The organism is Mycobacterium kyogaense, assembly GCF_036946525.1.
In the GTDB taxonomy this organism is placed as follows: Bacteria; Actinomycetota; Actinomycetes; order Mycobacteriales; family Mycobacteriaceae; genus Mycobacterium; species Mycobacterium kyogaense_A.
In genome coordinates this window covers 1-21,498 of the sequence record NZ_JAQIIY010000025.1, presented here as the reverse complement: position 1 = coordinate 21,498, position 21,498 = coordinate 1, and the positions used below count along the sequence as shown (strand labels likewise).

General features: G+C 68.6%; 23 protein-coding genes. 12 read left to right on the top strand and 11 right to left on the bottom strand.

The annotated features are described in order from the left end of the window. Positions 1–20: 20 nt before the first annotated feature. Positions 21–1,037 carry a glutathione S-transferase family protein gene (locus PGN37_RS20645; protein WP_335332865.1) on the top strand — a complete coding sequence of 339 codons (1,017 nt, stop codon included), beginning with the start codon at positions 21–23 and terminating at the stop codon, positions 1,035–1,037. On the opposite strand, the gene PGN37_RS20640 is transcribed toward PGN37_RS20645, so the two are convergent. Next, positions 1,038–1,520: a DUF2771 domain-containing protein gene (locus PGN37_RS20640; protein ID WP_335332864.1), complete on the bottom strand. Its 483-nt coding sequence runs from the start codon at positions 1,518–1,520 to the stop codon at positions 1,038–1,040. Beyond that, on the bottom strand, positions 1,517–3,184 hold the full coding sequence (locus PGN37_RS20635) for an MFS transporter (RefSeq protein WP_442932973.1): 1,668 nt from the start codon (positions 3,182–3,184) through the stop codon (positions 1,517–1,519). Before PGN37_RS20635 ends, PGN37_RS20640 begins: the two co-directional genes overlap by 4 nt. 311 nt (positions 3,185–3,495) lie before the next feature. Here PGN37_RS20635 and PGN37_RS20630 point away from each other — a divergent pair, with 311 nt between their 5' ends. Further along, positions 3,496–4,242 carry a DUF3027 domain-containing protein gene (locus tag PGN37_RS20630; protein ID WP_335332932.1) on the top strand — a complete coding sequence of 249 codons (747 nt, stop codon included), beginning with the start codon at positions 3,496–3,498 and terminating at the stop codon, positions 4,240–4,242. A gap of 3 nt (positions 4,243–4,245) precedes the next feature. Here the strand turns inward: PGN37_RS20630 and PGN37_RS20625 are convergent, their stop codons facing one another. Together PGN37_RS20625 and PGN37_RS20620 are read right to left on the bottom strand one after the other, a co-directional pair. Beyond that, entirely contained in the window at positions 4,246–4,698 is a 453-nt protein-coding gene (locus PGN37_RS20625; RefSeq protein WP_335332863.1) for an SRPBCC family protein, read from the bottom strand. 18 nt (positions 4,699–4,716) lie between these two features. Then, complete coding sequence (locus PGN37_RS20620; RefSeq protein WP_335332862.1) at positions 4,717–4,965, bottom strand: DUF2530 domain-containing protein; 249 nt, start codon at positions 4,963–4,965, stop codon at positions 4,717–4,719. A 51-nt stretch (positions 4,966–5,016) separates the two neighbouring features. Between PGN37_RS20620 and PGN37_RS20615 the strand changes: the two genes are divergently transcribed. Next, positions 5,017–5,835 (top strand): TrmH family RNA methyltransferase, encoded by an 819-nt coding sequence (locus PGN37_RS20615; RefSeq protein ID WP_335332861.1) that lies wholly within the window; start codon positions 5,017–5,019, stop codon positions 5,833–5,835. Beyond that, a complete protein-coding gene (locus PGN37_RS20610; RefSeq protein ID WP_335332860.1) occupies positions 5,832–6,116 on the top strand; it encodes a DUF2537 domain-containing protein in 285 nt (94 codons plus the stop codon). The genes PGN37_RS20615 and PGN37_RS20610 overlap by 4 nt, the downstream gene beginning before the upstream one ends. Here PGN37_RS20610 and sepH read toward each other — a convergent pair. Both sepH and serC read right to left on the bottom strand, forming a co-directional pair. Then, positions 6,084–6,914: a septation protein SepH gene (sepH, locus tag PGN37_RS20605; RefSeq protein WP_335332859.1), complete on the bottom strand. Its 831-nt coding sequence runs from the start codon at positions 6,912–6,914 to the stop codon at positions 6,084–6,086. The two genes, PGN37_RS20610 and sepH, sit on opposite strands and share 33 nt — an antisense overlap. A gap of 88 nt (positions 6,915–7,002) precedes the next feature. After that, a complete protein-coding gene (gene serC / locus PGN37_RS20600) occupies positions 7,003–8,118 on the bottom strand; it encodes a phosphoserine transaminase (RefSeq protein ID WP_335332858.1) in 1,116 nt (371 codons plus the stop codon). A gap of 216 nt (positions 8,119–8,334) precedes the next feature. On the opposite strand from serC, the gene PGN37_RS20595 reads away from it, so the two are divergent. Both PGN37_RS20595 and PGN37_RS20590 read left to right on the top strand, forming a co-directional pair. Then, positions 8,335–9,363 (top strand): AurF N-oxygenase family protein, encoded by a 1,029-nt coding sequence (locus PGN37_RS20595; protein ID WP_335332857.1) that lies wholly within the window; start codon positions 8,335–8,337, stop codon positions 9,361–9,363. A 40-nt stretch (positions 9,364–9,403) separates the two neighbouring features. Next, complete coding sequence (locus PGN37_RS20590) at positions 9,404–11,077, top strand: 4Fe-4S binding protein (protein WP_335332856.1); 1,674 nt, start codon at positions 9,404–9,406, stop codon at positions 11,075–11,077. Here the strand turns inward: PGN37_RS20590 and PGN37_RS20585 are convergent. From PGN37_RS20585 to PGN37_RS20570, 4 genes are all read right to left on the bottom strand, one after another. Beyond that, a complete protein-coding gene (locus PGN37_RS20585; protein ID WP_335332855.1) occupies positions 11,074–11,850 on the bottom strand; it encodes a bestrophin-like domain in 777 nt (258 codons plus the stop codon). The genes PGN37_RS20590 and PGN37_RS20585 overlap by 4 nt on opposite strands. Before the next feature lie 52 nt (positions 11,851–11,902). Then, positions 11,903–12,355: a VOC family protein gene (locus PGN37_RS20580; protein ID WP_335332854.1), complete on the bottom strand. Its 453-nt coding sequence runs from the start codon at positions 12,353–12,355 to the stop codon at positions 11,903–11,905. Between the two features lie 69 nt (positions 12,356–12,424). Continuing rightward, the gene (locus tag PGN37_RS20575) at positions 12,425–13,039 is read right to left on the bottom strand and encodes a maleylpyruvate isomerase N-terminal domain-containing protein (protein WP_335332853.1); all 615 of its coding nucleotides are present in this window, start codon (positions 13,037–13,039) and stop codon (positions 12,425–12,427) included. Then, a complete protein-coding gene (locus PGN37_RS20570; protein WP_335332852.1) occupies positions 13,036–14,154 on the bottom strand; it encodes a citrate synthase 2 in 1,119 nt (372 codons plus the stop codon). Before PGN37_RS20570 ends, PGN37_RS20575 begins: the two co-directional genes overlap by 4 nt. Before the next feature lie 68 nt (positions 14,155–14,222). Between PGN37_RS20570 and pdxH the strand changes: the two genes are divergently transcribed. The 6 genes from pdxH (at position 14,223) to PGN37_RS20540 (ending at position 20,306) form a co-directional block, all read left to right on the top strand. Next, positions 14,223–14,879 carry a pyridoxamine 5'-phosphate oxidase gene (gene pdxH, locus PGN37_RS20565; RefSeq protein WP_335332851.1) on the top strand — a complete coding sequence of 219 codons (657 nt, stop codon included), beginning with the start codon at positions 14,223–14,225 and terminating at the stop codon, positions 14,877–14,879. Further along, entirely contained in the window at positions 14,879–16,150 is a 1,272-nt protein-coding gene (locus PGN37_RS20560) for an MFS transporter (protein ID WP_335332850.1), read from the top strand. Before pdxH ends, PGN37_RS20560 begins: the two co-directional genes overlap by 1 nt. 127 nt (positions 16,151–16,277) lie before the next feature. Beyond that, a complete protein-coding gene (locus PGN37_RS20555; protein WP_335332849.1) occupies positions 16,278–16,859 on the top strand; it encodes a TetR family transcriptional regulator in 582 nt (193 codons plus the stop codon). A gap of 123 nt (positions 16,860–16,982) precedes the next feature. After that, positions 16,983–18,287 (top strand): citrate synthase, encoded by a 1,305-nt coding sequence (locus PGN37_RS20550; protein ID WP_335332848.1) that lies wholly within the window; start codon positions 16,983–16,985, stop codon positions 18,285–18,287. 176 nt (positions 18,288–18,463) lie between these two features. Beyond that, positions 18,464–19,897, top strand: coding sequence for an MFS transporter (locus PGN37_RS20545; protein WP_335332931.1), 1,434 nt, complete (start codon positions 18,464–18,466; stop codon positions 19,895–19,897). Further along, positions 19,887–20,306 carry a MarR family winged helix-turn-helix transcriptional regulator gene (locus tag PGN37_RS20540; protein ID WP_335332847.1) on the top strand — a complete coding sequence of 140 codons (420 nt, stop codon included), beginning with the start codon at positions 19,887–19,889 and terminating at the stop codon, positions 20,304–20,306. The genes PGN37_RS20545 and PGN37_RS20540 overlap by 11 nt, the downstream gene beginning before the upstream one ends. A 6-nt stretch (positions 20,307–20,312) precedes the next feature. Here PGN37_RS20540 and PGN37_RS20535 read toward each other — a convergent pair. After that, the coding region (locus PGN37_RS20535) for a phytoene desaturase family protein (RefSeq protein ID WP_335332846.1) at positions 20,313–21,498 on the bottom strand (1,186 nt) is incomplete at its 5' end.

Here is a 21,498-nt window from a genome sequence, read left to right as displayed (position 1 = left end):
GACGGGGTAAGACAGAGTCCATGAGCTACGTGGCCGACCCGTCGAGTTCCGGCGGCGACTTCGATCGGGACACCGACTACATCTCCACCCGCATCACCGCCGACGGCCGGGACGGCTATCCGGTGGAGTCCGGGCGCTACCGCCTCGTGGTCGCGCGGGCCTGCCCGTGGGCGAACCGGACGATCATCGTGCGTCGGTTGCTTGGGCTCGAGGACGCGCTGTCGATCGGCTTCTGCGGACCCACGCACGACGAGCGCAGCTGGACCTTCGATCTGGACCCCGATGGCGTCGATCCGGTGCTGGGCATCCACTTCCTACGGGACGCGTACAACAAGCGCGTCCCCGACTATCCGAAGGGCGTCACGGTGCCCGCGATCGTCGACGTGCCGACCGGCGAGGTCGTGACCAACGACTTCCCGCAGATCACTGTGGACATGTCGACGGAGTGGACCGCCTATCACCGCGACGGTGCCCCGCAGCTGTACCCCGAACCGCTGCGCGCCGAGATCGACGAGGTGGCCCAGCGGATCTACACCGAGGTCAACAACGGCGTGTACCGCTGCGGCTTCGCGGGCTCACAGCGCGCGTACGAACGTGCCTACGACAGGTTGTTCACCGCGCTGGACTGGCTCACCGACCGGCTGGCAGATCAGCGATACCTGGTGGGCGACACCATCACCGAGGCCGACATCCGGCTGTTCACCACGCTGGCACGCTTCGACCCGGTCTATCACGGACACTTCAAGACCAACCGCGCCAAGCTCTCCGAGATGCCGGTGCTGTGGGCCTATGCGCGGGATCTGTTCCAGACGCCCGGCTTCGGCGACACCATCGATTTCGTGCAGATCAAGCAGCACTACTACATCGTGCACAGCGACATCAATCCCACCGGTGTGGTGCCGAAGGGCCCGGAACTGGCGAACTGGCTCACCCCGCACGGTCGAGAAGCGCTGGGCGGCAGACCATTCGGGGATGGGACCCCGCCGGGGCCGACTCGCGAGAGCGAGCAGGTACCCGCGGCCCACGGCGCCGGCTGATCAGCTCCAGGCGGTACGCACCGACCACTCGGCGTGCGGCACCGGGAATTCGTTTCCGTCCTGATCGCGCACCAGCGTCGGCAGCTGCACTGCGAATCCGGTGAGCCGTCCGCGCTGGGCGTCGACGGTCGGGATCGTCACCGCGAGACGGGTATCGGGGCGGAACTCCTCGATGACGTCACCGTCCTCGTAGGCGCGCAACAGCACCCACGGCGCCTTCGCGATCTCCGCAGGCAGAGATAGCTGCACCGGGTGGCGCCCCGACACCGGCAGCTCACCCTGATCCGCGGGCACGACACAGTCGGTGGGGTTGAGCACCTGGCAGAAGCGGTACGGCCCGACGCGGGTCAGCTGGCCGGAGCTGAAGGCCGAGATCTCCGGCAGCTCCGGTCCCGCGTCGCGGGAGAGCCGCCACACCACGACGCCGGTGCCGGCGGCGGCGAGCAGCGCGACGGCCACGAGAACAGCGATGACGCGCTTCACTCGCCCGTCACCGCCGGCTCGGCGCGCACACCCTGCGCGGCTGCGTGGACGGGGCGGTTGCCGCCCAGCCCCGGAACGAGCGATTCGCCGCGGTAGCTGAAGATCGTCTGGGCCAGACCGAGCATCAGTATCGCGGTGATCGTGGTGAAGCCCGCGTACAGCTCGGTGTAGATCAGTACGCCCGTCGCGCCGCCGATCACCCAGGCCAATTGCAGGAGCGACTCGGAGCGCCCGAACGCCGACGCGCGTGACTCCTCGGGCAGGTCGTCCTGCAGTGAGGCGTCCAGGGATGCCTTGGCGACGGCGCTGGCTCCCGAGGTGACCAGGGTCGTCGCCGCGGCGACGAGCAGGCTGCCGGTGAGAGCGGTCGCGAGCGACATCGCGGTCACTGCGATCGCGCACCGGACCACCAGTTGCGCGGGATGGCCGAGCTTGAGCCGCGCCGCGGTGAAGTTTCCGATGAAGTTCCCCACCGCTGCCGCTGCGCCGATCAGGCCCAGGATGCGCAGCTGCTCCCAACCGCTCGCGTCGTGGGCCTTGGCGACGAACGCGGGGTAGAGGAACAGGAAGCCGACCATCACCTTGACCGTGCAGTTGCCCCAGAGGGCGGCGATGATGTTGCGGCCCAGCGGTTGTCGCGCCTTCGCGGCGGGTGGCTCGCGGAATGCCCCGTCGGTGCTGCTGTGGTAGCTCAGCGTCGCCGGGATCTCGCCCTCGGTGACCTCGACCCACTTGGGAATGCGCATCGCCAGCACCGCGCCCGCCATCGACACCGCCACCACGACGTAGAGCGCGCCCGGCATCGAGAACAGCTGGAACCCCCACTCGGCCGCCGCGGCGATGCCGCCACCCACCATCGTGCCGCCGAGGAGGCCGAACATCGTCAGCCGGGAATTGACGCGGACCAGGTCGATGGTCGGGGGCAGGACCCGCGGCGTCACGGCGCTGCGCAGCACCGAGAAGGACTTCGAGAGCACCATCATGCCGAGTGCGCACGGGTACAGCACCCAGGACGGGAAGCTTCCCGTCGCGCTGTCGAAGTTCGCGATCAGGATCACCGCGAGCACGGTGCGCAGCCCGAAGGATGCGGCCAGGGCGACGCGTCGGCCGTGCTGCAGACGGTCCAGAGCGGGTCCGATCAGCGGTGCGATGACCGCGAACGGGGCGATCGTGATCAACAGGTAGAGCGCCACCCGGCTCTTGCTCTCCCCGGTCGCGGCGGCGAAGAACAGCGTGTTGGCGAGGGCGACCGCCATTGCGGCGTCGAGCGCGAAGTTGGCCACCACCGGCCACGTCAGCGCGGTGAGACCGGATTTGTCGGCGCCGTCGGCCGTGGCCGCGCGGTGGACCAGCCCGTACATCTTCGAGCCCATCTCGCGGCTGCGCTGGGCCGCCGCGCGAGTGACCGTCACCTTCTCGGCGCCGGCGGCCCGATCCTCGTCGAACCGGTCGTAGGTGCGACGACGATCGTGCTCGTCCAGCGGCGGCAACCAGCGATTACCACTGGAGTTGGCGGCGGGTGAGGTGCGCCTTCCGCCAGCCGACACCGGATCGCTGGGGTAGTTCGCCATCCCCGGGTGTTCCCCGGCGGGCGGACGCGGCGGGTAGTAGCGTCCGCCGGTCGGACCGGCGGGGTCCTGGTGGTCGCGCCGCGCTCCTGTCACGCGCTCGATTCTCCCTCATAGAGGCGACAGCGGACGTGCAGCCAACCGGTGTGGCTCGCGACCGGCTGCGTCGGGCAAGATGAACACCGATGGACAGCGTGACCGAACCTTCCTCGCCCGAGGCCGAGCCGCCGGTCGAGCAGCCGACCAAGGCACCCGAGTCGGCCGCCGAGCCGTCCGCTGAGACGGTCGAGCCGGCTGAGGCTGCTGAGGTGGTCGAGCCGGCCGAACCGCAGCGGACGGAGCCGGAGGCGGTCGAACCGGCCGAGCCAAAGGCGGCTGAACCCGACGAACCCGCCGAACCTGAGCCGATGCCCGCCGAACTCGAGGCGATGCTGCTCGGCGCCGAGGGCGACGCCCGCTCCGCGATCGTGGAGTTCGGCGGCCCCGACACCGTCGGCGACTACCTCGGCGCCGAGGTCGAGGACCACTCCTCGGCCACGCACCGGTTCGTCGCGGAGCTACCCGGGTACCGGGGCTGGCAGTGGGCCGTCGTGGTGGCGGCCTGGCCGGGCGCCGCGCAAGTCACCATCAGCGAGGTCGTCCTGGTCCCCGGACCGTCGGCGCTGCTGGCACCGCAGTGGGTGCCGTGGGACGAGCGGGTCCGCGCTGGCGATCTCGGGCCGGGTGACCTGCTCGCGCCGCCCGCCGACGATCCGCGCCTCGTTCCCGGGTTCATGGGCACCGGCGATCCGCAGATCGACGAGGTGGCGGTCGAGGTCGGACTCGGTCGGCGTCAGGTTCTGAGCCTGTGGGGGCGCGCCGATGCCGCGCAGCGCTGGCACGACGGCGACTTCGGCCCCGGCTCGGCGATGGCGCGCGCCACGCGTCGGCAGTGCCGGGATTGCGGGTTCTACGTTCCCCTCGGTGGCGCGCTGGGCGTGCTGTTCGGTGTGTGCGCTAACGAGTACGCCGCCGACGGCCGTGTGGTCGACGCCGAGTACGGGTGCGGCGCCCATTCCGACACGCCGCCGCCGAAGGGAGCGGGTTCGCCGCAGTACGACCCGTTCGACGACGGTGTGCTGGATCTGGTGCAGCGCACCGAGGAGCGGTCCTAGCCGCTAGTTCTCCGCGGCCGCCTTGATACGCGCGAGCGAGGCGTTCATGCCCTGGATGAGTTCCTGTTCGAAGCTGCTCACTCCGCCCATGAACTTGTCGACCGCGAACGTCGACACCGCGGTGGTGCCGTTCTCGGCGTGGCGGGTCTCCACGAGCCGGGTGCCGGCGTCGGTGGGCTCGAGTTCGTAGCTCCACACGGTGTTGTTCTCGTTCACCTTGAACGCCAGCTTCTTCTCCGGCACGTACTCGGTGATACGAGATGTGGTGGGCCAGAACAACATTCCGCGGCGGTTCATGTTGATGGTGCGGGCTCCCTGGCGAACTCCGCCGATCGCCTTCATCCATCGGCACTGCGGGCTCCACTGTGGCATCCGCTCCACATCGGAGACCAGCTTCCACACGGTCGAGACCGGTGCGTTGATGTCGATCTGCGCTTGCAGAATGGGCGCCGCCATGACGGTGTTCTCCTCTAGTCAGTCCAAACCGCTCTGCGCACCGCGTGATCCGCGGCGCACGGCGTGACGTTGCCACAGAAAGATCGAGGTGCCAAGAACACCTACGCCGAGCCCGGCCAGGCTGACGGGCCGCCACGGCGCCAACGATTCGATCGTGAACGCGAGCAGGGCCGTGATCAGCCACCCGACGGTGATCACGACGATCACAGGCCACGGGGAGGTCAGGGCGCGTGGCAGCGGCGGCGGTTCCGGGGGTGTCGTCGTCATCGCGACCCAACGTAATCGATCGGTGCAGCCGCGTCGGTAGTGTCGGTCGCCGTGCCCGCCCTCGTCATCGACGTCGACGATCCCTCCGACCCGCGACTGGACGATTTCCGCGACCTCAACAGCGTCGATCGGCGACCCGACCTGCCGAGCGGCAAAGGACTCGTGATCGCCGAGGGCGTACTGGTGGTGCAGCGGATGCTGGCGTCCCGGTTCCGCCCGCGGGCGCTGCTGGGCACCGACCGCCGGCTGACTGAGCTCGGCGCCGATCTCGACCGGCTCACCGCGCCGTACTACCGGGCGAGCGCCGAGGTGATGGCAGAGGTGGTCGGATTCCATCTCAACCGCGGTGTGTTGGCCTCAGCGTCGCGCGCCGACGAGCTGACGGTGCCCCAGGTGCTCGACGGTGCGCGGACGGTGGCCGTGCTGGAGGGGGTCAACGATCACGAGAACCTCGGCTCGATCTTCCGTAATGCCGCGGGCCTGGGGGTGGGGGCGGTGATCTTCGGCGCGGGGTGTGCCGATCCGCTGTACCGACGTGCGGTGCGCGTCTCGATGGGGCACGCGCTGCTGGTTCCGTTCGCGCGGGCCCAGAACTGGCCAGCTGATCTCAAAACACTGCGCGACAACGGCTTTCGGTTGATCGCGATGACCCCCGATGCTGGTGCCCAGCGGCTGGCTGACGCCATGGATGGCCTGGTCGACGACAAGGTGGGCATCCTGGTCGGGGCCGAGGGACCGGGTTTGACCGAGCACACCATGCGCGCCTGCGACGTCCGCGCCCGCATCCCGATGTCGCGCGGAACGGACTCGCTCAACGTCGCGACAGCAGCGGCGCTGGCCTTCTACGAGCGGGATAGGCTCGCGCCGTGAAGCCCCACGAGCCGACCCCCTGGGGTACCGGGCTCACCGTCGCGGCGTTCGTCGCCGCAGTGCTCGCCGCAGTACTCATCGTGCTGGGCATCGGGCTCATGCGGGTGAGTCCGCTCCTGGCGGTCGGGTTGAATCTCGTCGCCGTCGGCGGACTCGCTCCGACGGTATGGGGCTACCGCACGGCGCCGGTGTGGCGGTGGTTCGTGCTCGGCGCGATCGTCGGAGTCGCCGCCGCGTGGATCGGGCTGCTAGCGCTGGCCGCCGCTGGAACGTACGCCTAGCAGCACGTCCTCCCACGCGGGCACCGTGGGCCGCGCCTTCTTCTGGCGCGCCGGCTTCGCCTCCGGGGCGGGGGGCTCTTCGACGGTCGGCTCGGGTTCTGGTGCGCGCACCGACGCGGGAGCGGGAGCGGGCGCCGGCGGGGCCGGAGCGATGGGCTCGGGGTCGCCGAGGGCGAGCTGCGCCACCGGGGCGAGCGGCCGGAGCGGCCGGGCATAGCTCGGGTCGATCAGCTGGTAGGCGGCGTCGTCGAACGCGGTCACCGTGCCGCCGTGCGCGCCCGGCGCGTACCGGAAGTGCGCGACGTTGTCGGACATACCGGCCTTCCACGCCATCTGCACCGTCCAGCGGCCGTCTTCGTTGCGCCACGCATCCCATTCGGTGGCCTCGGGGTCGAGGCCACGGGCGATCAGCGCGGCCGTCACCGTCTCGAGCAGCGTGAGGACGGACGGGCCATCGGAGAGCACGGGGTGCGCGGCGGTGGCCAGCTCCGCGGCGCGGGAGCGCTCGAGCAGGACCGGGTGGGCGAACCGTTCCACCCGTGCGATGTCGACGCCCGCGGCGGTGGCGACCTGTTCCACCGAGGCTCCGGCGCGGATCTTGGCTTGAATCTCCCTGGGGCGCAGCACGTTCGGCACCTCGACATCGATCGTGGTCTGGTTGGAGCCGGCCCGGTCGCCGCGCACGGCGGCCTTGAGTCGCTCGTCGGAGCGCAGGACGAATTTCTCGCCGGAGTCGTCGGTCTCGCAGATGATCCGAGTGCCGTTGACTTCGAGTCCGACGACTTTCAGTTCCCGCATGACGACCTCCTCTCGGGCTGCGCTGAGCCCGATACGCGGTCACCCTACTGCGTTATCTCGCCGTTACCGCGGTGACACGCGGCAGTCGCTACATCCTCTCGACGACCCAGTCGATGCAGGCGGTCAGAGCACTCACGTCGTCGGGCTCGACGGCCGGGAACATGCCCACTCGCAGCTGATTGCGGCCCAGCTTGCGGTACGGCTCGGTGTCGACGATGCCGTTCGCGCGCAGCGTCTTGGCTACGGCGGCGGCGTCGACGTCGTCGTTGAAGTCGACGGTGCCGACGACGGCCGAGCGCAGTGCCGGGTCGGTGACGAACGGGGTGGCGAACGACGATGCCTCGGCCCAGGAGTACAGCCGCGACGACGAGTCCGCGGTGCGCTTGGTCGCCCAGTCGAGACCGCCGTTGCCGAGCAGCCAGTCGATCTGCTCGGCGAGCAGGACCAGCGTGCCGATCGCGGGGGTGTTGTAGGTCTGGTTCTTGACGCTGTTCTCGATCGCAATCGGCAGCGACAGGAAGTCAGGCACCCAGCGGCCGGCCGAGGCGATGGCCTCGACACGGGCCAGCGCGGCCGGCGACATCAGCGCGATCCACAGCCCGCCGTCGCCGGCGAAGTTCTTCTGTGGGGCGAAGTAGTAGGTGTCGGCGTCAGTGATGTCGACGGGCAGGCCGCCGGCGGCCGAGGTGGCGTCGATGACGACCAGCGCGTCGCCCGCGCCCTCGGGACGCTGCACGTCGACGGCGACGCCGGTCGAGGTCTCGTTGTGTGCCCATGCGATGACGTCGACGGACGGGTCCGCGGTCGGGGCGGGCGCACTACCCGCGTCGGCCTTGATCACCACGGGGTCTCCGACGAACGGGTTCTTGGCCACCGCCGAGGCGAACTTCGCGCTGAACTCCCCGTACGTCAGGTGCAGGGAGCGCTTGTCGACCAGTCCGAACGCCGCGGCGTCCCAGAATGCGGTGGAGCCGCCGTTGCCGAGGATCACCTCGTACCCGTCGGGCAGCGAGAACAGCTGGCTCAGGCCGTCGCGGACGCGCCCGACCAGGTTCTTCACCGGGGCCTGCCGATGCGAGGTACCGAAGAGGTGGCCCGCCTCGGCCAGCGCGGTCAGTTGCTCGGGGCGCACCTTGGACGGTCCGCAGCCGAACCGTCCGTCGCGGGGCTTGAGGTCGTCGGGAATCGTGAGGTCGGCAGCCATGGGGCAAGCGTAGAACCGGGTAGGTGTAGCGATCGAATCCGGTGGGAATACGTCTGCACCGCCGGGCCGGAGTTGTGATCTACGTCACGTGTGATCGGGATAACGTGCTCAGCGCACAATCAGGAAATTGCCCTGTTCAATTTGTGGGACCGCGGGTACTGTCGCTGGACAACGGGTACTGGAATGTAAACCTCACGCGAGGGATGGAGGCTCCCGATGGCAGTCAAAGAAGCACGCACGAAGATCATCCGCCGCTGGCGCAAGAACATGGACGTGTTCGACGACGCGGAGTACGTCAACACGTTGCAGACCCTCTCGGAGGGGTCGGTGCGGCGCAACTTCAACCCCTACACCGACATCGACTGGGACTCGCCCGAGTTCGCCGTCACACCGAACGACGAGCGCTGGATTCTCCCGGCGACCGACCCGATCGGAAAGCACGAGTGGTACCGCTCGCAGCCCAAGCAGCGCCAGATCGAGATCGGCATGTGGCGTCAGGCCAACGTCGCCAAGGTCGGTCTGCACTTCGAGTCGATCCTGATCCGCGGGTTGATGGAGTACGCGTTCTGGACGCCCAACGGCTCGCCTGAGTACCGCTACTGCCTGCACGAGGCGGTGGAGGAGTGTAACCACACCCTGATGTTCCAGGAGATGGTGAATCGGATCGGCGCTGACGTACCGGGCATGCCGAAGCTGCTCAAGTGGGTGCAGCCTGCGATCCCGCTGGTTGCGGGCCCGTTGCCGATCCCGTTCTGGTTCGGCATCCTCGCCGGCGAGGAGCCCATCGACCACACTCAGAAGAACGTGCTGCGCGAGGGCAAGGCGCTGCATCCGATCATGGAGCGCGTCATGGCGATTCACGTCGCCGAGGAGGCCCGCCACATCTCGTTCGCCCACGAGTACCTGCGTAAGCGGGTTCCGGATCTGCCGCGCCGCAAGCGGTTCTGGCTCTCGCTCTACGTTCCCGTCGTGATGCGCGTGCTGTGTTCGGCGATCATCGTCCCGCCGCGGGCGTTCTGGAAGGAATTCGACATTCCGCGCTCGGTGCGCAAGGACATCTTCTTCCATTCGCCGGAGTCGAGGCAGATGCTGCAGGACATGTTCGGTGATGTCCGGATGCTGGCCCACGACACCGGGCTGATGAACCCGTTCGCCAAGCTCATGTGGCGTATCTGCCGGATCGCCGGGCGGCCCAGCCGGTACCGCAGCGAGCCGCAGCGCGCACACCTGGCTTCGGTCGCGTAATCCGGCCGGAGACCAGCGAGAGACCAGCGGTAGAACGACGATGCCCCATGTGATCACCCAGTCGTGTTGCAGCGACGGGTCCTGTGTTTTCGCGTGCCCGGTCAACTGCATCCATCCGTCGCCGGATGAGCCGGGCTTCGCAACCGCCGAGATGCTCTACATCGATCCGGACGCCTGTGTCGACTGCGGCGCGTGTGTGTCGGCGTGCCCGGTCGGTGCGATCGCACCCGACAGCCGGCTGAGTGCCGAGCAGTTGCCGTTCGTGGAGATCAACGCCGGGTTCTATCCGAAGCGGGACGGCAAGCTCCCGCCGACGTCCAAGCTCGCGCCGGTGCCGGAGGCGCCGATGGTGCACGCCCGCGGTGGCGGCCCGTTGCGAGTCGCGATCGTCGGTTCCGGGCCGGCTGCGATGTATGCCGCCGACGAGCTGCTCACGCAAGCGGGCGTGCAGGTCAACGTGTTCGAGAAGCTGCCCACCCCTTACGGTTTGGCCCGCGCGGGGGTTGCTCCCGATCACCAGGCGACCAAGCGGGTCACGGCGCTGTTCGACAAGATCGCCGCCCGCCGGGACTTCCGGTTCTTCCTCAACGTCGAAGTGGGATCGGACCTGACGCACGACGAGCTGCTGGACCACCATCACGCGGTGCTCTATGCCGTCGGCGCGCCGACCGACAAGCGCCTCGACGCCGACGGCATGGACCTCCCGGGTGCCTGCACCGCCACCGAATTCGTGGCCTGGTACAACGGGCATCCGGACTTCGCCGATCTCTCGGTCGATCTCAGCGGTGAGCGCGTGGTCGTCGTCGGTAACGGCAACGTGGCCCTCGATGTGGCGCGCGTACTCACCACCGACCCGGATGCGTTGGGGCGCACGGACATCGCCGATCATGCATTGGCGGCGTTGCGTGAGTCGAATGTGTCCGAGGTGGTGATCGTCGCCCGGCGTGGCCCTGCGGCGTCGGCGTTCACGCTGCCCGAACTGATCGGGCTCACGGCTCGAAGCGAGGTCGTGCTCGACCCAGCCGATCACCAGCGGGTGCGCGACGACCTGGCCGAGGTCACCGACGACCTGACTCGCCGCAAACTGGAGATCCTCACCACGCTCGGTGACAGCACCGCGCCGGTCACTCGACCCCGGATTCGGTTGGCGTACCGGCTCACTCCGCGCCGCGTGCTCGGCGAGCAGCGGGTGACGGGGATGGAATTCGCGGTCACCGGCACCGAGGACGTCGTCACGATCGAGGCGGGCACGCTGCTGACGTCGATCGGCTACCGAGGCATGCCGATTCGCGGGCTCCCGTTCGACGAGACCGCCGGTGTGGTGCCCAACGACGGCGGCCGCGTTCTCGACGGTGATGCGCCAGTACACGGCGGCTACGTCGCCGGGTGGATCAAGCGCGGCCCCACGGGATTCATCGGCACGAACAAGTCGTGCGCGGCAGAGACCGTGCAGACCCTGGTCGCCGACTACAACGCGGGGCTGCTGCCCGAACCGAGTCACCGGCCGTCGGCCGTGGAGCGTTTCGTGCGCGGACGCCAGCCCGAGGTCGTCGACGCCGCCGGATGGCGGGCGATCGACGCGGCCGAGGTGGCGCGCGGCGACGGCCGGCGCCCCCGCGTGAAGTTCACCGACGTCGAGGAGATGCTGCGGGTGGCGGCGACCGCGCCGGTCGAACCGATGCACCGGCGGCTGCTGGCCGGCCTGCTGCGCTAGCTGTTCCAGTAGTTCAGCACGTTGACGAACGCAGTGGGTTGCACCGACAGCGCGCCGACGTACGGATGCTCGAGCGCGAAGATCAGGTACATCACGAAGGCGAGCAAGGACGCCGTCAACCCGATCGCCAGTCCGTGGACCAGCAGGTCACGCGTGCCGAACAAATAGGTGAACGCCATCAACACGCCGCCACCGCCGATCAGCAGCACCCACAGTTCGGCCGGCACCGAGGCCTCGCCCGTGGACACTCGTAACTTCCGGTTGGCGCTCAGATCGTTGAGTCGGACGATCGCATGATCGAAGAACGCGATCTCGTTGCGCGTTTCCGGCTGGACCTTCAGATACGCGTTCCACACGTTGTCGAGCGCCTCGGACTGCTCAGAGATGGGCTCGCCGCGGCGCATCCTCGGGAACTCGTTGTCGATCACGTTCCGCGTGTAGGCGATCAGGCTGCGTTCCACCTCGTCACGGTTCGCGGCCGGTAGCGCAGTGGAATCGCGGAGCAAATCGGCGACCGCCGAGGCCTCCTTGCCGCTGGCGTCCTCGGCGTCGCCCATCTGTTCCCACACCACCACGACGACGAACGCGACCAGTACGGCGTAGAGCACCCCCGCGACCTGAAACACCGCGCTGGACACCGGGTTCGCCGTTTCCAGCCGGGTGTGCGACATCGCCTTGCGGAACAGCACCAGCCCGCCGACGGAAATCCCCACGATGACGACGACCCACAGGATGCCGAGAAGCACGGGCGGGAACTGGAGCAACCAGATCATCGTCGGATTATCGCTGGCCCGCCCCGCCTAGCCTGGCAAACACACCAAAGGTTTACTCGGCGCCACTCATCTGCGCGGCGATCTCGGTGACGTCGACCTCCCGCACCGACTCGGCCAGCGCCCAGTGGTGGCCGAACGGATCACGCACCACGCCGTAGCGGTCACCCCAGAACTGGTCCTCGAGCGGGTTGACCACGACCGCGCCGGCGTCGAGTGCCCGCTGGAACCGGCCGTCCACGTCGGCGCCGTGCAGGTGCAGTGTGACCGGCGTGCCACCCAGCGCGGCGGGGGTGGTCGACACCCCGTCGTGGTACTCCGGGAAGTCGTCGTTGAGGAACACCATTGACCCGTTGATCCGCATGCAGGCGTGCATCAGCTTGCCGTCGGGTCCGGGTAGTCGCACCATCTCCTCGGCGCCGAAGGCTCGCGCATAGAAGTCCAGTGCGGCGGCGGCGTCGCCGACGACGAGGTGGGGGACGAGCATCGGAGTGTTGTCGATTGCCATGGGGTCTCCTTCGGTGATGGTCAGGTCGGTCGTCGGTACTGACCCGCCCGGTGCACAGAACTCATCGGCTCAGACGACGGAGAATCCCGCGGGCAGCGCGCTGCGTCCGGTCAACGCCAGCAGGACCGCTGGGCCCTGCCCCAGATGGGCGCCGATGCGGCCGGCCAGGGCGGCGGCCTCGGCGAGCACCTCGACCGGCGGGCTCACCGTCAGCCCTACGGCGGCGGCGACATCCAGGCCGTGCACAGCGATCTCGAAGGTTCGGGTCGGCAGGTAGGTGCTCAATCGCACGCCCAGTCCACCGATCACCTCGATCAGGGGATCGCCTGCGGCGTCGATGTCGCCGAGTACCCGCTCGACCAGACCGTCGATCGTGGCGGCGGGATCCGCCCCGAGGTCACGACCGGCCTGGCGGCCCCGCTCCACGATCGCCTCGGCGCCGATGCCGGCGGCGAGGGCGTGGATGCGCACGTAGTACTCGGCCGGTTCGCGCACATCCTCGTGGGATGCCGAGGAATGCAGGTAGGTGCTCACGGTGATCAGCGACCGTGACGTGTGCCCGACCAGATCCCGCACAGACCATTCGCCGAGCCCCGGATCGTCCCACCGGTCCGCCGGTATCTGACGCACCAGCGTCGCCAGATACCGTGCGGCCGAGGCGAAGACGATCCGTTCGGTCGTCATGGCCGGGCCAGCGAGTCCCAGCCCTCGACCGATTCGAGGCTGCGCGGTGACGGGCCGACGTAGATCGCCGACGGGCGTACCAGCTTGCCGAGACGCTTCTGTTCGAGGATGTGGGCACACCATCCAGCGGTGCGCCCACAGGTGAACATCGCGGGCATCATCGCCGGCGGCACCTGCGCGAAATCGAGGATCACCGCGGCCCAGAACTCGACGTTGGTCTCGATCGCCCGGTCGGGGCGGCGCTCCCGCAACTCGGTCAGCGCGGCTTGTTCCAGCGCCGCGGCGACCTCGTACCGGGGTGCCGAGAGCCGTTGCGCGGTGGCCCGCAGCACGCGGGCGCGGGGATCCTCGGCCCGATACACGCGGTGGCCGAAGCCCATCAGCTTCTCTTTGCGGTCCAGGATGCCGGTGATGACCCCGCGCGCGTCACCCGTACGCTCGGCCTCCTCGATCATCGGGATGACGCGGGCGGGGGCGCCGCCGTGCAGCGGGCCGCTCATCGCGCCGATCGCGCCGGACAGTGCCGCGGCGACGTCTGCGCCCGTCGATGCGATGACCCGTGCGGTGAACGTCGACGCGTTCATCCCGTGCTCGGCGGCGCTCACCCAGTAGGCGTCGATGGCCTCGACGTGCCGAGGATCGGGTTCGCCCTGCCACCTGGTCATGAATCGTGCTGTCACCGTTGGGCATTCGTCGATGAGACGCTGGGGGACGGCCGGCTTGCCGATCCCGCGGGCGGACTGCGCGACATAGGACAGGCCCATCACCGAGACCCGTGCCAGGTCGTCGCGCGCGGTCTGGTCGTCGATGTCCAGCAGCGGCTGCAACCCCCAGATCGGGGCCAGCATCGCCAGCCCGGCCTGGGCGTCGACGCGGACGTCGCCGCTGTGCACCGGGAGCGGGAACGGTTCGGCGGGCGCAAGTCCCGGGCCGAACCGGCCGTCGACCAACAGCCCCCAGACGTCGCCGAAGGTGACCCGGTTCGACACCAGGTCGTCGATGTCGACGCCGCGGTAGCGCAGGGCGCCGCCGTCCTTGTCCGGTTCGGCGATCTCGGTCTCGAACGCCACCACGCCCGCGAGTCCGGGGGCGAAATCCTTGGGCACCGCAGTCATGGGCGTGATTGTCGCACCACCCCCCGCCGCCCAAACTGTCAGTCGTACCTCGGGCGTAGCGTGATCGCGTGAGCACATCGGATCACCTCGCGCGCATGCGGGTGGAGTACGGATCGGTGGAAAAGGACGGCAGCGCCGACCTCGACGAGACCTGGCTCGACGGGGGCTGGCTCGCCCTGCTGACCAGCTGGTTGTCCGACGCCGAACAGGCCGGGGTCGTCGAACCGAACGCGATGGTCGTCGGCACGGTCGACGCGGCGGGAAGGCCCGTCACCCGCACCGTGTTGTGCAAGAGCGTGACCGCATCCGGCCTGACCTTCTACACGAACTACGCCTCGGCCAAGGGCGCGCAGCTGGCCGCCCAGCCGTACGCCTCGGCGACGTTTCCCTGGTACGCGCTCGGCAGGCAGGTACACCTGCGCGGGGCAGTCACCAAGGTGCCCGACGCCGAGACCGCCGCCTATTGGGTCCAGCGTCCCCGGGGTTCGCAGCTGGGGGCGTGGGCGTCGGCCCAGAGCTCGCCGGTCGCCTCGCGCGATGAGCTGCACCGTCAGCTCGCCGAGGTGACCGAACGGTTCGCCGACGCCGAGGCGGTACCCGTCCCGCCGCACTGGGGTGGTTATCGCATCGCGCCCGAGGAGATCGAATTCTGGCAGGGCCGAGAAAATCGGCTGCACAACAGGATTCGCGTCCGCCCGGGCTGCATCGAACGCCTCCAACCGTAGTGGGGCGGCTCTTCGCCGACACGACGCCGCTGCAGACACCGGACTTCCGGCGGCTGTGGTCGGCCGGCATCGTCACCGTGATCGGCGCGAATCTGACGATCTTCGCGGTCCCCGTCCAGCTCTATGCCCTGACCCAGAATTCGCTGTACGTCGGACTGGCCGGACTGTTCGCGCTGGTGCCCCTGGTCGTCTTCGGGCTGTGGGGAGGCGCATGGGCCGACGCGATGGATCGCCGGACCCTGCTGATCATCACCTCCACCGGGTTGACGGTGTCCTCGGCGCTGCTGTGGCTGCAGGCGGCGCTCGCGATCGACAACGTGTGGGTGGTGCTGAGCTTGCTGTCGGTGCAGCAGGCCTTTTTCGCGGTGAACTCGCCGACTCGATCGGCGGCGATCCCGCGGATGCTGCCCACGCCGCAGTTGCCGGCGGCCAACGCGCTGAACATGACGGTCATGCAGTTCGGCGCGATCGCGGGCCCGCTGCTCGCGGGTGTGCTCCTGCACTGGGTCGACCTGTCGACTCTCTATCTCATCGACACGGTGACCTGCCTCGCCGCGGTGTGGGCGACCGTCAGGTTGACCCCGATGCCGCCGTTGCTCACCGGTGAGGGTGCACCGGGCTACGGCTTCGGCGCCGTGCTGGACGGCTTCCGCTACCTCGCGGGCAACCGCGTGGTGCTGATGTCGTTCGTGGTCGACCTGATCGCGATGATCTTCGGCATGCCGCGGGCGCTGTTCCCGCAGATGGCCCATGAGAGCTTCGGCGGTCCCGTGGACGGCGGCACCACGATGGCGCTGCTGGCAGCCGCGATGTCGGCGGGCGCGGTGGCGGGCGGCGTCTTCTCCGGCTGGCTACCCCGGGTGCGCAGGCAAGGGCTCGCGGTGGTCGGCGCGATCGTGGCCTGGGGGCTGGCGATCGTCGGCTTCGGGCTGGCGGCCGGGGCGGCCAACGGCACCGCAGGCGTGATGATGTGGATAGCGCTGGGCTGCTTGGCTTTCGGCGGCGCAGCGGACATGGTGTCCGCGGCGTTCCGGTCGACGATCCTGCAGGAGGCGGCGTCCGACGAGCTGCGCGGGCGGCTGCAGGGCGTCTTCATCGTGGTCGTCGCGGGCGGACCCCGGCTGGCCGACGCCGCGCACGGCGCGGTCGCGGCTGCCGTCGGCACCACCGTCGCCGCGGCGGGCGGCGGTGTCCTCGTGGTGGTCGGGGTGGTGCTGGCGGCCCTGGCGGTGCCGGCGTTCGTGCGGTATCGGGTCCCGGGAATTCGCTGATTCCTGCACCTCAGATCGCCCCTCGCGGCACCTCCTCGCCGATTAGCATCGACGTTCGTGGGTGATGTGAGGGGGGGAGCCCGTCCTCGGGCTTCGTGAGCGCAAGAAGCGCCGTACCCGGGCCACGTTGATCGACGCCGCTGTCGCGCTGTGCGATCGACAGGGTTTCGACGGAACGACCGTCGATCAGATCGCCGCGGATGCCGACGTCTCGCCCCGCACCTTCAGCCGGTACTTCGCCACCAAAGACGCGATCGCGCTCGCACTGATCGACGAGGTGCTCGACCGGGTGGCCGCGGAGTTGCTCACCCAGCCACCCGAGATCGGTCACTTCGAGGCACTGCGCCGGTCCTACGTCGGGATGGCGCAGAGCTCGAAGCTGGCGCCGGCCGGAGCGCTGTCGTCGTACCGGTTGATGCAGATCCTGCGGATCACGGTGTCCTCGGGGACGCTGCAGCAGGCGGCCGTCGAGTTCCGCGCCAACCCGGTGGATGTGGCGATCGCCGATCGAATGGGAGTGCCGGTCGGTGACCGTCGGGTCAGGCTGATGGCAGCCGTGTTCGGCGGTGTGTTGATGACGGCGCTGCAGGAGGTCACGCGGCATCCGTCGGCGCTGGTCAACGTCGCTGTGGACGAGACGATCGCCGCCTTCGAGTCGGTCTGCGATGACTTCTTGGTCGAGTTCGCTGGGCTCGGGCAACCGGTGTGACGAGCGCGTGATCCGTCGTCGGCGACCCCCGCGGGCGCCCTCGTGGGAATGCGACTACCTTCTGTAGTCAGACTTGCAGTCAGACCTCGCGATTCCCGTTAGAACCGACCCGAAGGGATCCCAGTGGCCGATCACGCCGAAACCGGGAAAGAGCACGCCACCCTCTCCTACCCCGGCGGGGAGCTGGACCTCGACATCGTCAAAGCGACCGAGGGTGCCGACGGCATCGCGCTCGGGTCACTGCTGGCAAAGACCGGTTACACCACCTTCGACGGCGGCTTCGTCAACACCTCTGCGACCAAGAGCGCCATCACCTACATCGACGGCGATGCCGGCATCCTGCGCTACCGCGGCTACCCGATCGAGCAGCTCGCGGAGAAGTCCAATTTCATCGAGGTCAGCTACCTGCTGCTGTACGGCGAACTGCCCACCGCCGATCAGCTGGAGAAGTTCACCACCCAGATCCAGCGGCACACACTGCTGCACGAGGATCTCAAGCGGTTCTTCGACGGCTTCCCCCGCGACGCCCACCCGATGCCAGTGCTGTCGAGCGCGGTGAACGCCCTGAGCGCCTACTACCCGGACTCGCTGGACCCGTTCAACCCACAGCAGGTGGAGTTGTCGACGATCCGGCTGCTGGCCAAGCTGCCGACCATCGCCGCCTACGCCTACAAGAAGTCCGAGGGGCAGCCGTTCCTGTACCCGGACAATTCGCTGACGCTGGTGGAGAACTTCCTGCGGATGACGTTCGGGTTCCCGGCCGAGCCCTACGAGGTCGATCCCGAGCTCGTCCGCGCGCTCGACATGCTCTTCATCCTGCACGCCGACCACGAGCAGAACTGCTCGACGTCGACGGTGCGCCTGGTGGGCAGTTCGCAGGCCAACCTGTTCACGTCGATCTCCGGCGGTATCAACGCGCTGTGGGGTCCGCTGCACGGCGGCGCGAACCAGGCCGTGCTCGAGATGCTGGAGAAGATCCGCAAGGGTGACGACGACGTCGCGACGTTCGTCAAGAAGGTCAAGAACCGCGAGGACGGCGTCAAGCTGATGGGCTTCGGCCATCGGGTCTACAAGAACTACGACCCGCGGGCCCGCATCGTCAAGGAGCAGGCCGACAAGATCCTGGGCAAGATCGGTGTGCAGGACGAGCTGCTCGACATCGCCAAGGAGCTCGAAGAGATCGCCCTGACCGACGACTTCTTCGTCGAGCGCAAGCTCTACCCGAACGTCGATTACTACACCGGCGTGATCTACCGGGCCATGGGCTTCCCGACGCGGATGTTCACCGTGCTGTTCGCACTCGGCCGCCTGCCGGGGTGGATCGCGCACTGGCGGGAGATGCACGGCGAGCCCAACAAGATCGGCCGTCCGCGGCAGATCTACACCGGCTACACCGAGCGCGACTACATCGACTTCGACGCCCGCTAGCCCCCTTCGGCGAGCTGGGGGCGCCCCCTTCGGCGAACGCGCGTGTTTGCACGCCGACGCGCCGCAATTCCCGGCATTCTGCGCGCGCTCGATTGCGCCGAGCGTCACACTGACGTCACTTGCGATCGTGACAGTTGTAGTTTCACAATTGTTGTGTGAATGAAACTGTCGGCAACCTGACGCCCAGGCGCAAGACGATCGTTCTGGTCTCCTGCTGCCTGAGCTTGCTGATCGTCTCGATGGACGCCACGATCGTCAACGTCGCGATCCCGGCCATCCGCACCGATCTCTCGGCGTCGCCCTCGCAGATGCAGTGGGTGCTCGACGTCTACACGCTGGTGCTGGCCTCGCTGTTGATGCTGTCCGGGGCCACCGGTGACCGGTTCGGCCGCAGGCGCGTGTTCCAGATCGGCCTGACCCTCTTCGCACTGGGCTCGCTGGCCTGCAGCCTGGCGCCCAGCATCGACGCCCTGATCGGTGCCCGTTTCCTGCAGGGCATCGGTGGCTCGATGCTCAATCCCGTTGCACTGTCGATCATTTCGCAGATCTTCGTCGGACGTCAGGAACGGGCCCGGGCCTTGGGTATCTGGGGCGGGGTGACGGGCATCTCGATGGCGCTCGGACCGATCGTCGGCGGCCTGCTCATCGAGACGGTCGGCTGGCGCTCGGTGTTTTGGATCAACCTCCCCATCTGCGCGGCCGCGCTGATCCTCACCGCCATCTTCGTGCCGGAGACGAAATCGGCCACCATGCGCAGCGTCGACCCGATCGGGCAGCTGTTGGCTGTCGTGACGCTGTTCGGCATCGTCTACACGCTGATCGAGGGTCCGGTGCTCGGGTGGACCCACCACCGGGTCCTCACCGTCGCCGTCGTCGCCGTCGTGGCGCTCGCCGCGTTCCTGCGCTACGAATCACGCCGCCACGACCCCTTCCTGGATCTGCGGTTCTTCCGCAGCATCCCGTTCAGTTCCGCCACCATCTCGGCGGTCAGTGCCTTCTCCGCGTGGGGTGCGTTCCTGTTCATGATGTCGCTGTACCTGCAGGGCGAGCGGGGCTTCTCGGCGATGCACACCGGCCTCATCTACCTGCCCATCGCGATCGGCGCACTGGTCTTCTCTCCGCTGTCCGGTCGCCTCGTCGGCCGGTTCGGTGCGCGCCCCTCCCTGGTGATCGCCGGGGCGCTGATCGCGGCGGCGGCCACCATGCTGACGTTCCTGACAGCATCGACGCCGGTGTGGTGGCTGGTGATCGTGTTCGCGGTCTTCGGCATCGGGTTCGCCATGGTCAACGCACCGATCACCAATGCCGCGGTCGGCGGGATGCCGCTGGACCGCGCCGGGGCCGCATCGGCGGTGACCTCGACGAGCCGGCAGGTCGGCGTCAGTATCGGCGTCGCGCTGTGCGGTTCGGTTGCCGGTTCCGCGATCACGATGGGTGGCGCGGATTTCGCGTCGGCCGCCCGACCGCTCTGGTTCGTCTGTGTGGCGCTCGGATTCGTGATCCTGGGCCTCGGGGTGTTCTCGACATCGCAACGCGCGCAACGGTCTGCCGACCGACTGGCGCCACTGATCGCCGGCACGCCGACCCCGGTGAGCGCTCGTGTCCGGTGACACGATGGCCGACGGCGTGTGGCGGGACATGTCCGCACTGGTCATGGACAACCTCGACGGGTGGAAACGCCTCGTCGTGGACCGCTCCGGATTGCCGTTCAGCCGGGTGCGCATCCTGATGCGGCTGCGTCGTAAGCCGATGACGGTCAAGGAGATCGCCGCCGCGGCAACAGTCGACGCACCCGCTGCGACGGTCGCGATCAACGACCTCGAACAGCGCGGTCTCGTGATCCGTGAGATCAACCCGCAGAACCGGCGCTGCAAGGTGGTGTCGCTGACCGATGCGGGGCGCGAGTTGGTGCGCGCCATCGACGACGTCCGGGACCCGGCACCGGACATGCTGACCGGTCTCGACGCCGACGACCTGGCGACGCTGCGCTCGCTGCTGGACAAGCTCGCGGGCCGCTGAGGTGAGCTAGCGGCCGAGCACCGCCATCGCGGCGTTGTGCCCCCCGATGCCCGAGACGGCACCGCCGCGGCGGGAACCCGATCCGCACAGCAGGATTCGCTCGTGCGTGGTCGCCACGCCCCACCGCTGCGCCGGCGTGGACAGCGGTTCGTCGTCCTCGGCGAAGGGCCACGTCAGCGCCCCGTGGAAGATGTGGCCGTTCGTCATGCCCAGGGCGTCGTCGAGATCGGCCGTGGTCTTGGTCTCGATGCACAGCCGGCCCGCGGCGTCCTCCATCAGGACGTCGTGAATCGGTTCGGCGAGAACCGAATTCAACGACGTCAGCACCGCGGAGGTCAGCGTGTCGCGTAACCGCTCGGGGGTCCCGCTCGCCGTCAGGTGGTGCGGTGTGTGCAGGCCGAAGACCGTCAGCGTCTGGGCTCCCGAGGCGCGCAGCGCATCGGACAGGATCGTCGGGTCTGCCAGCGAGTGGCAGTAGATCTCACACGGAAGCGGTTCCGGCACAGTGCCGTCGGCGGCGAGTCGATAGGCAGATTCGAGTTGGCTGTAGGTCTCGTTGATGTGGAAGGTGCCGCCGAACGCCTGCTCGACGGTGACGCTGTCGTCACGCAGGCGGGGCAGCCGCCGCAGCATCAGATTCACCTTCACCTGCGCGCCGGGTGCGACGTGGGGGACGTCCTCCCCGAGTAGCCGCGCCAGGACAGCGGGCGTGACATTGGCCAGGACATGCTCGCCGACGACGCCATGCTGCACACCGCCGTGGCGGTACCGCACCTCACCGTCGGGCGTGATCGCCTCGACCTCGGCGCCGGTGATGATGTCGGCGCCGAAGCCCGCGGCCGCCGCGGCGAGCGCTCCGCTGACCGCACCCATGCCGCCGACCGGCACATCCCAGTCTCCGGTCCCTCCGCCGATCAGGTGGTAGAGAAAGCAGACATTCTGCTGCAGCGACGAATCCTCCAGCGCGGCAAAGGTTCCGATCAGGGCATCGGTGGCCATCACTCCGCGGACCAGGTCGTTGCGCACCGCCGCAGTGATGGCGTCACCGACCGGCTCGTCGACGAGTGCCCGCCATGCCCAGTCCGCGTCTGAACCGCCGGCAGCCAGTACTTCCCGGCGAAGATCCGAACGGGTTCGCAACGGCTCGGTCAGCGTCGGCCAGACGCGCGAAGTCACCGTGTTGGCGCGCCGG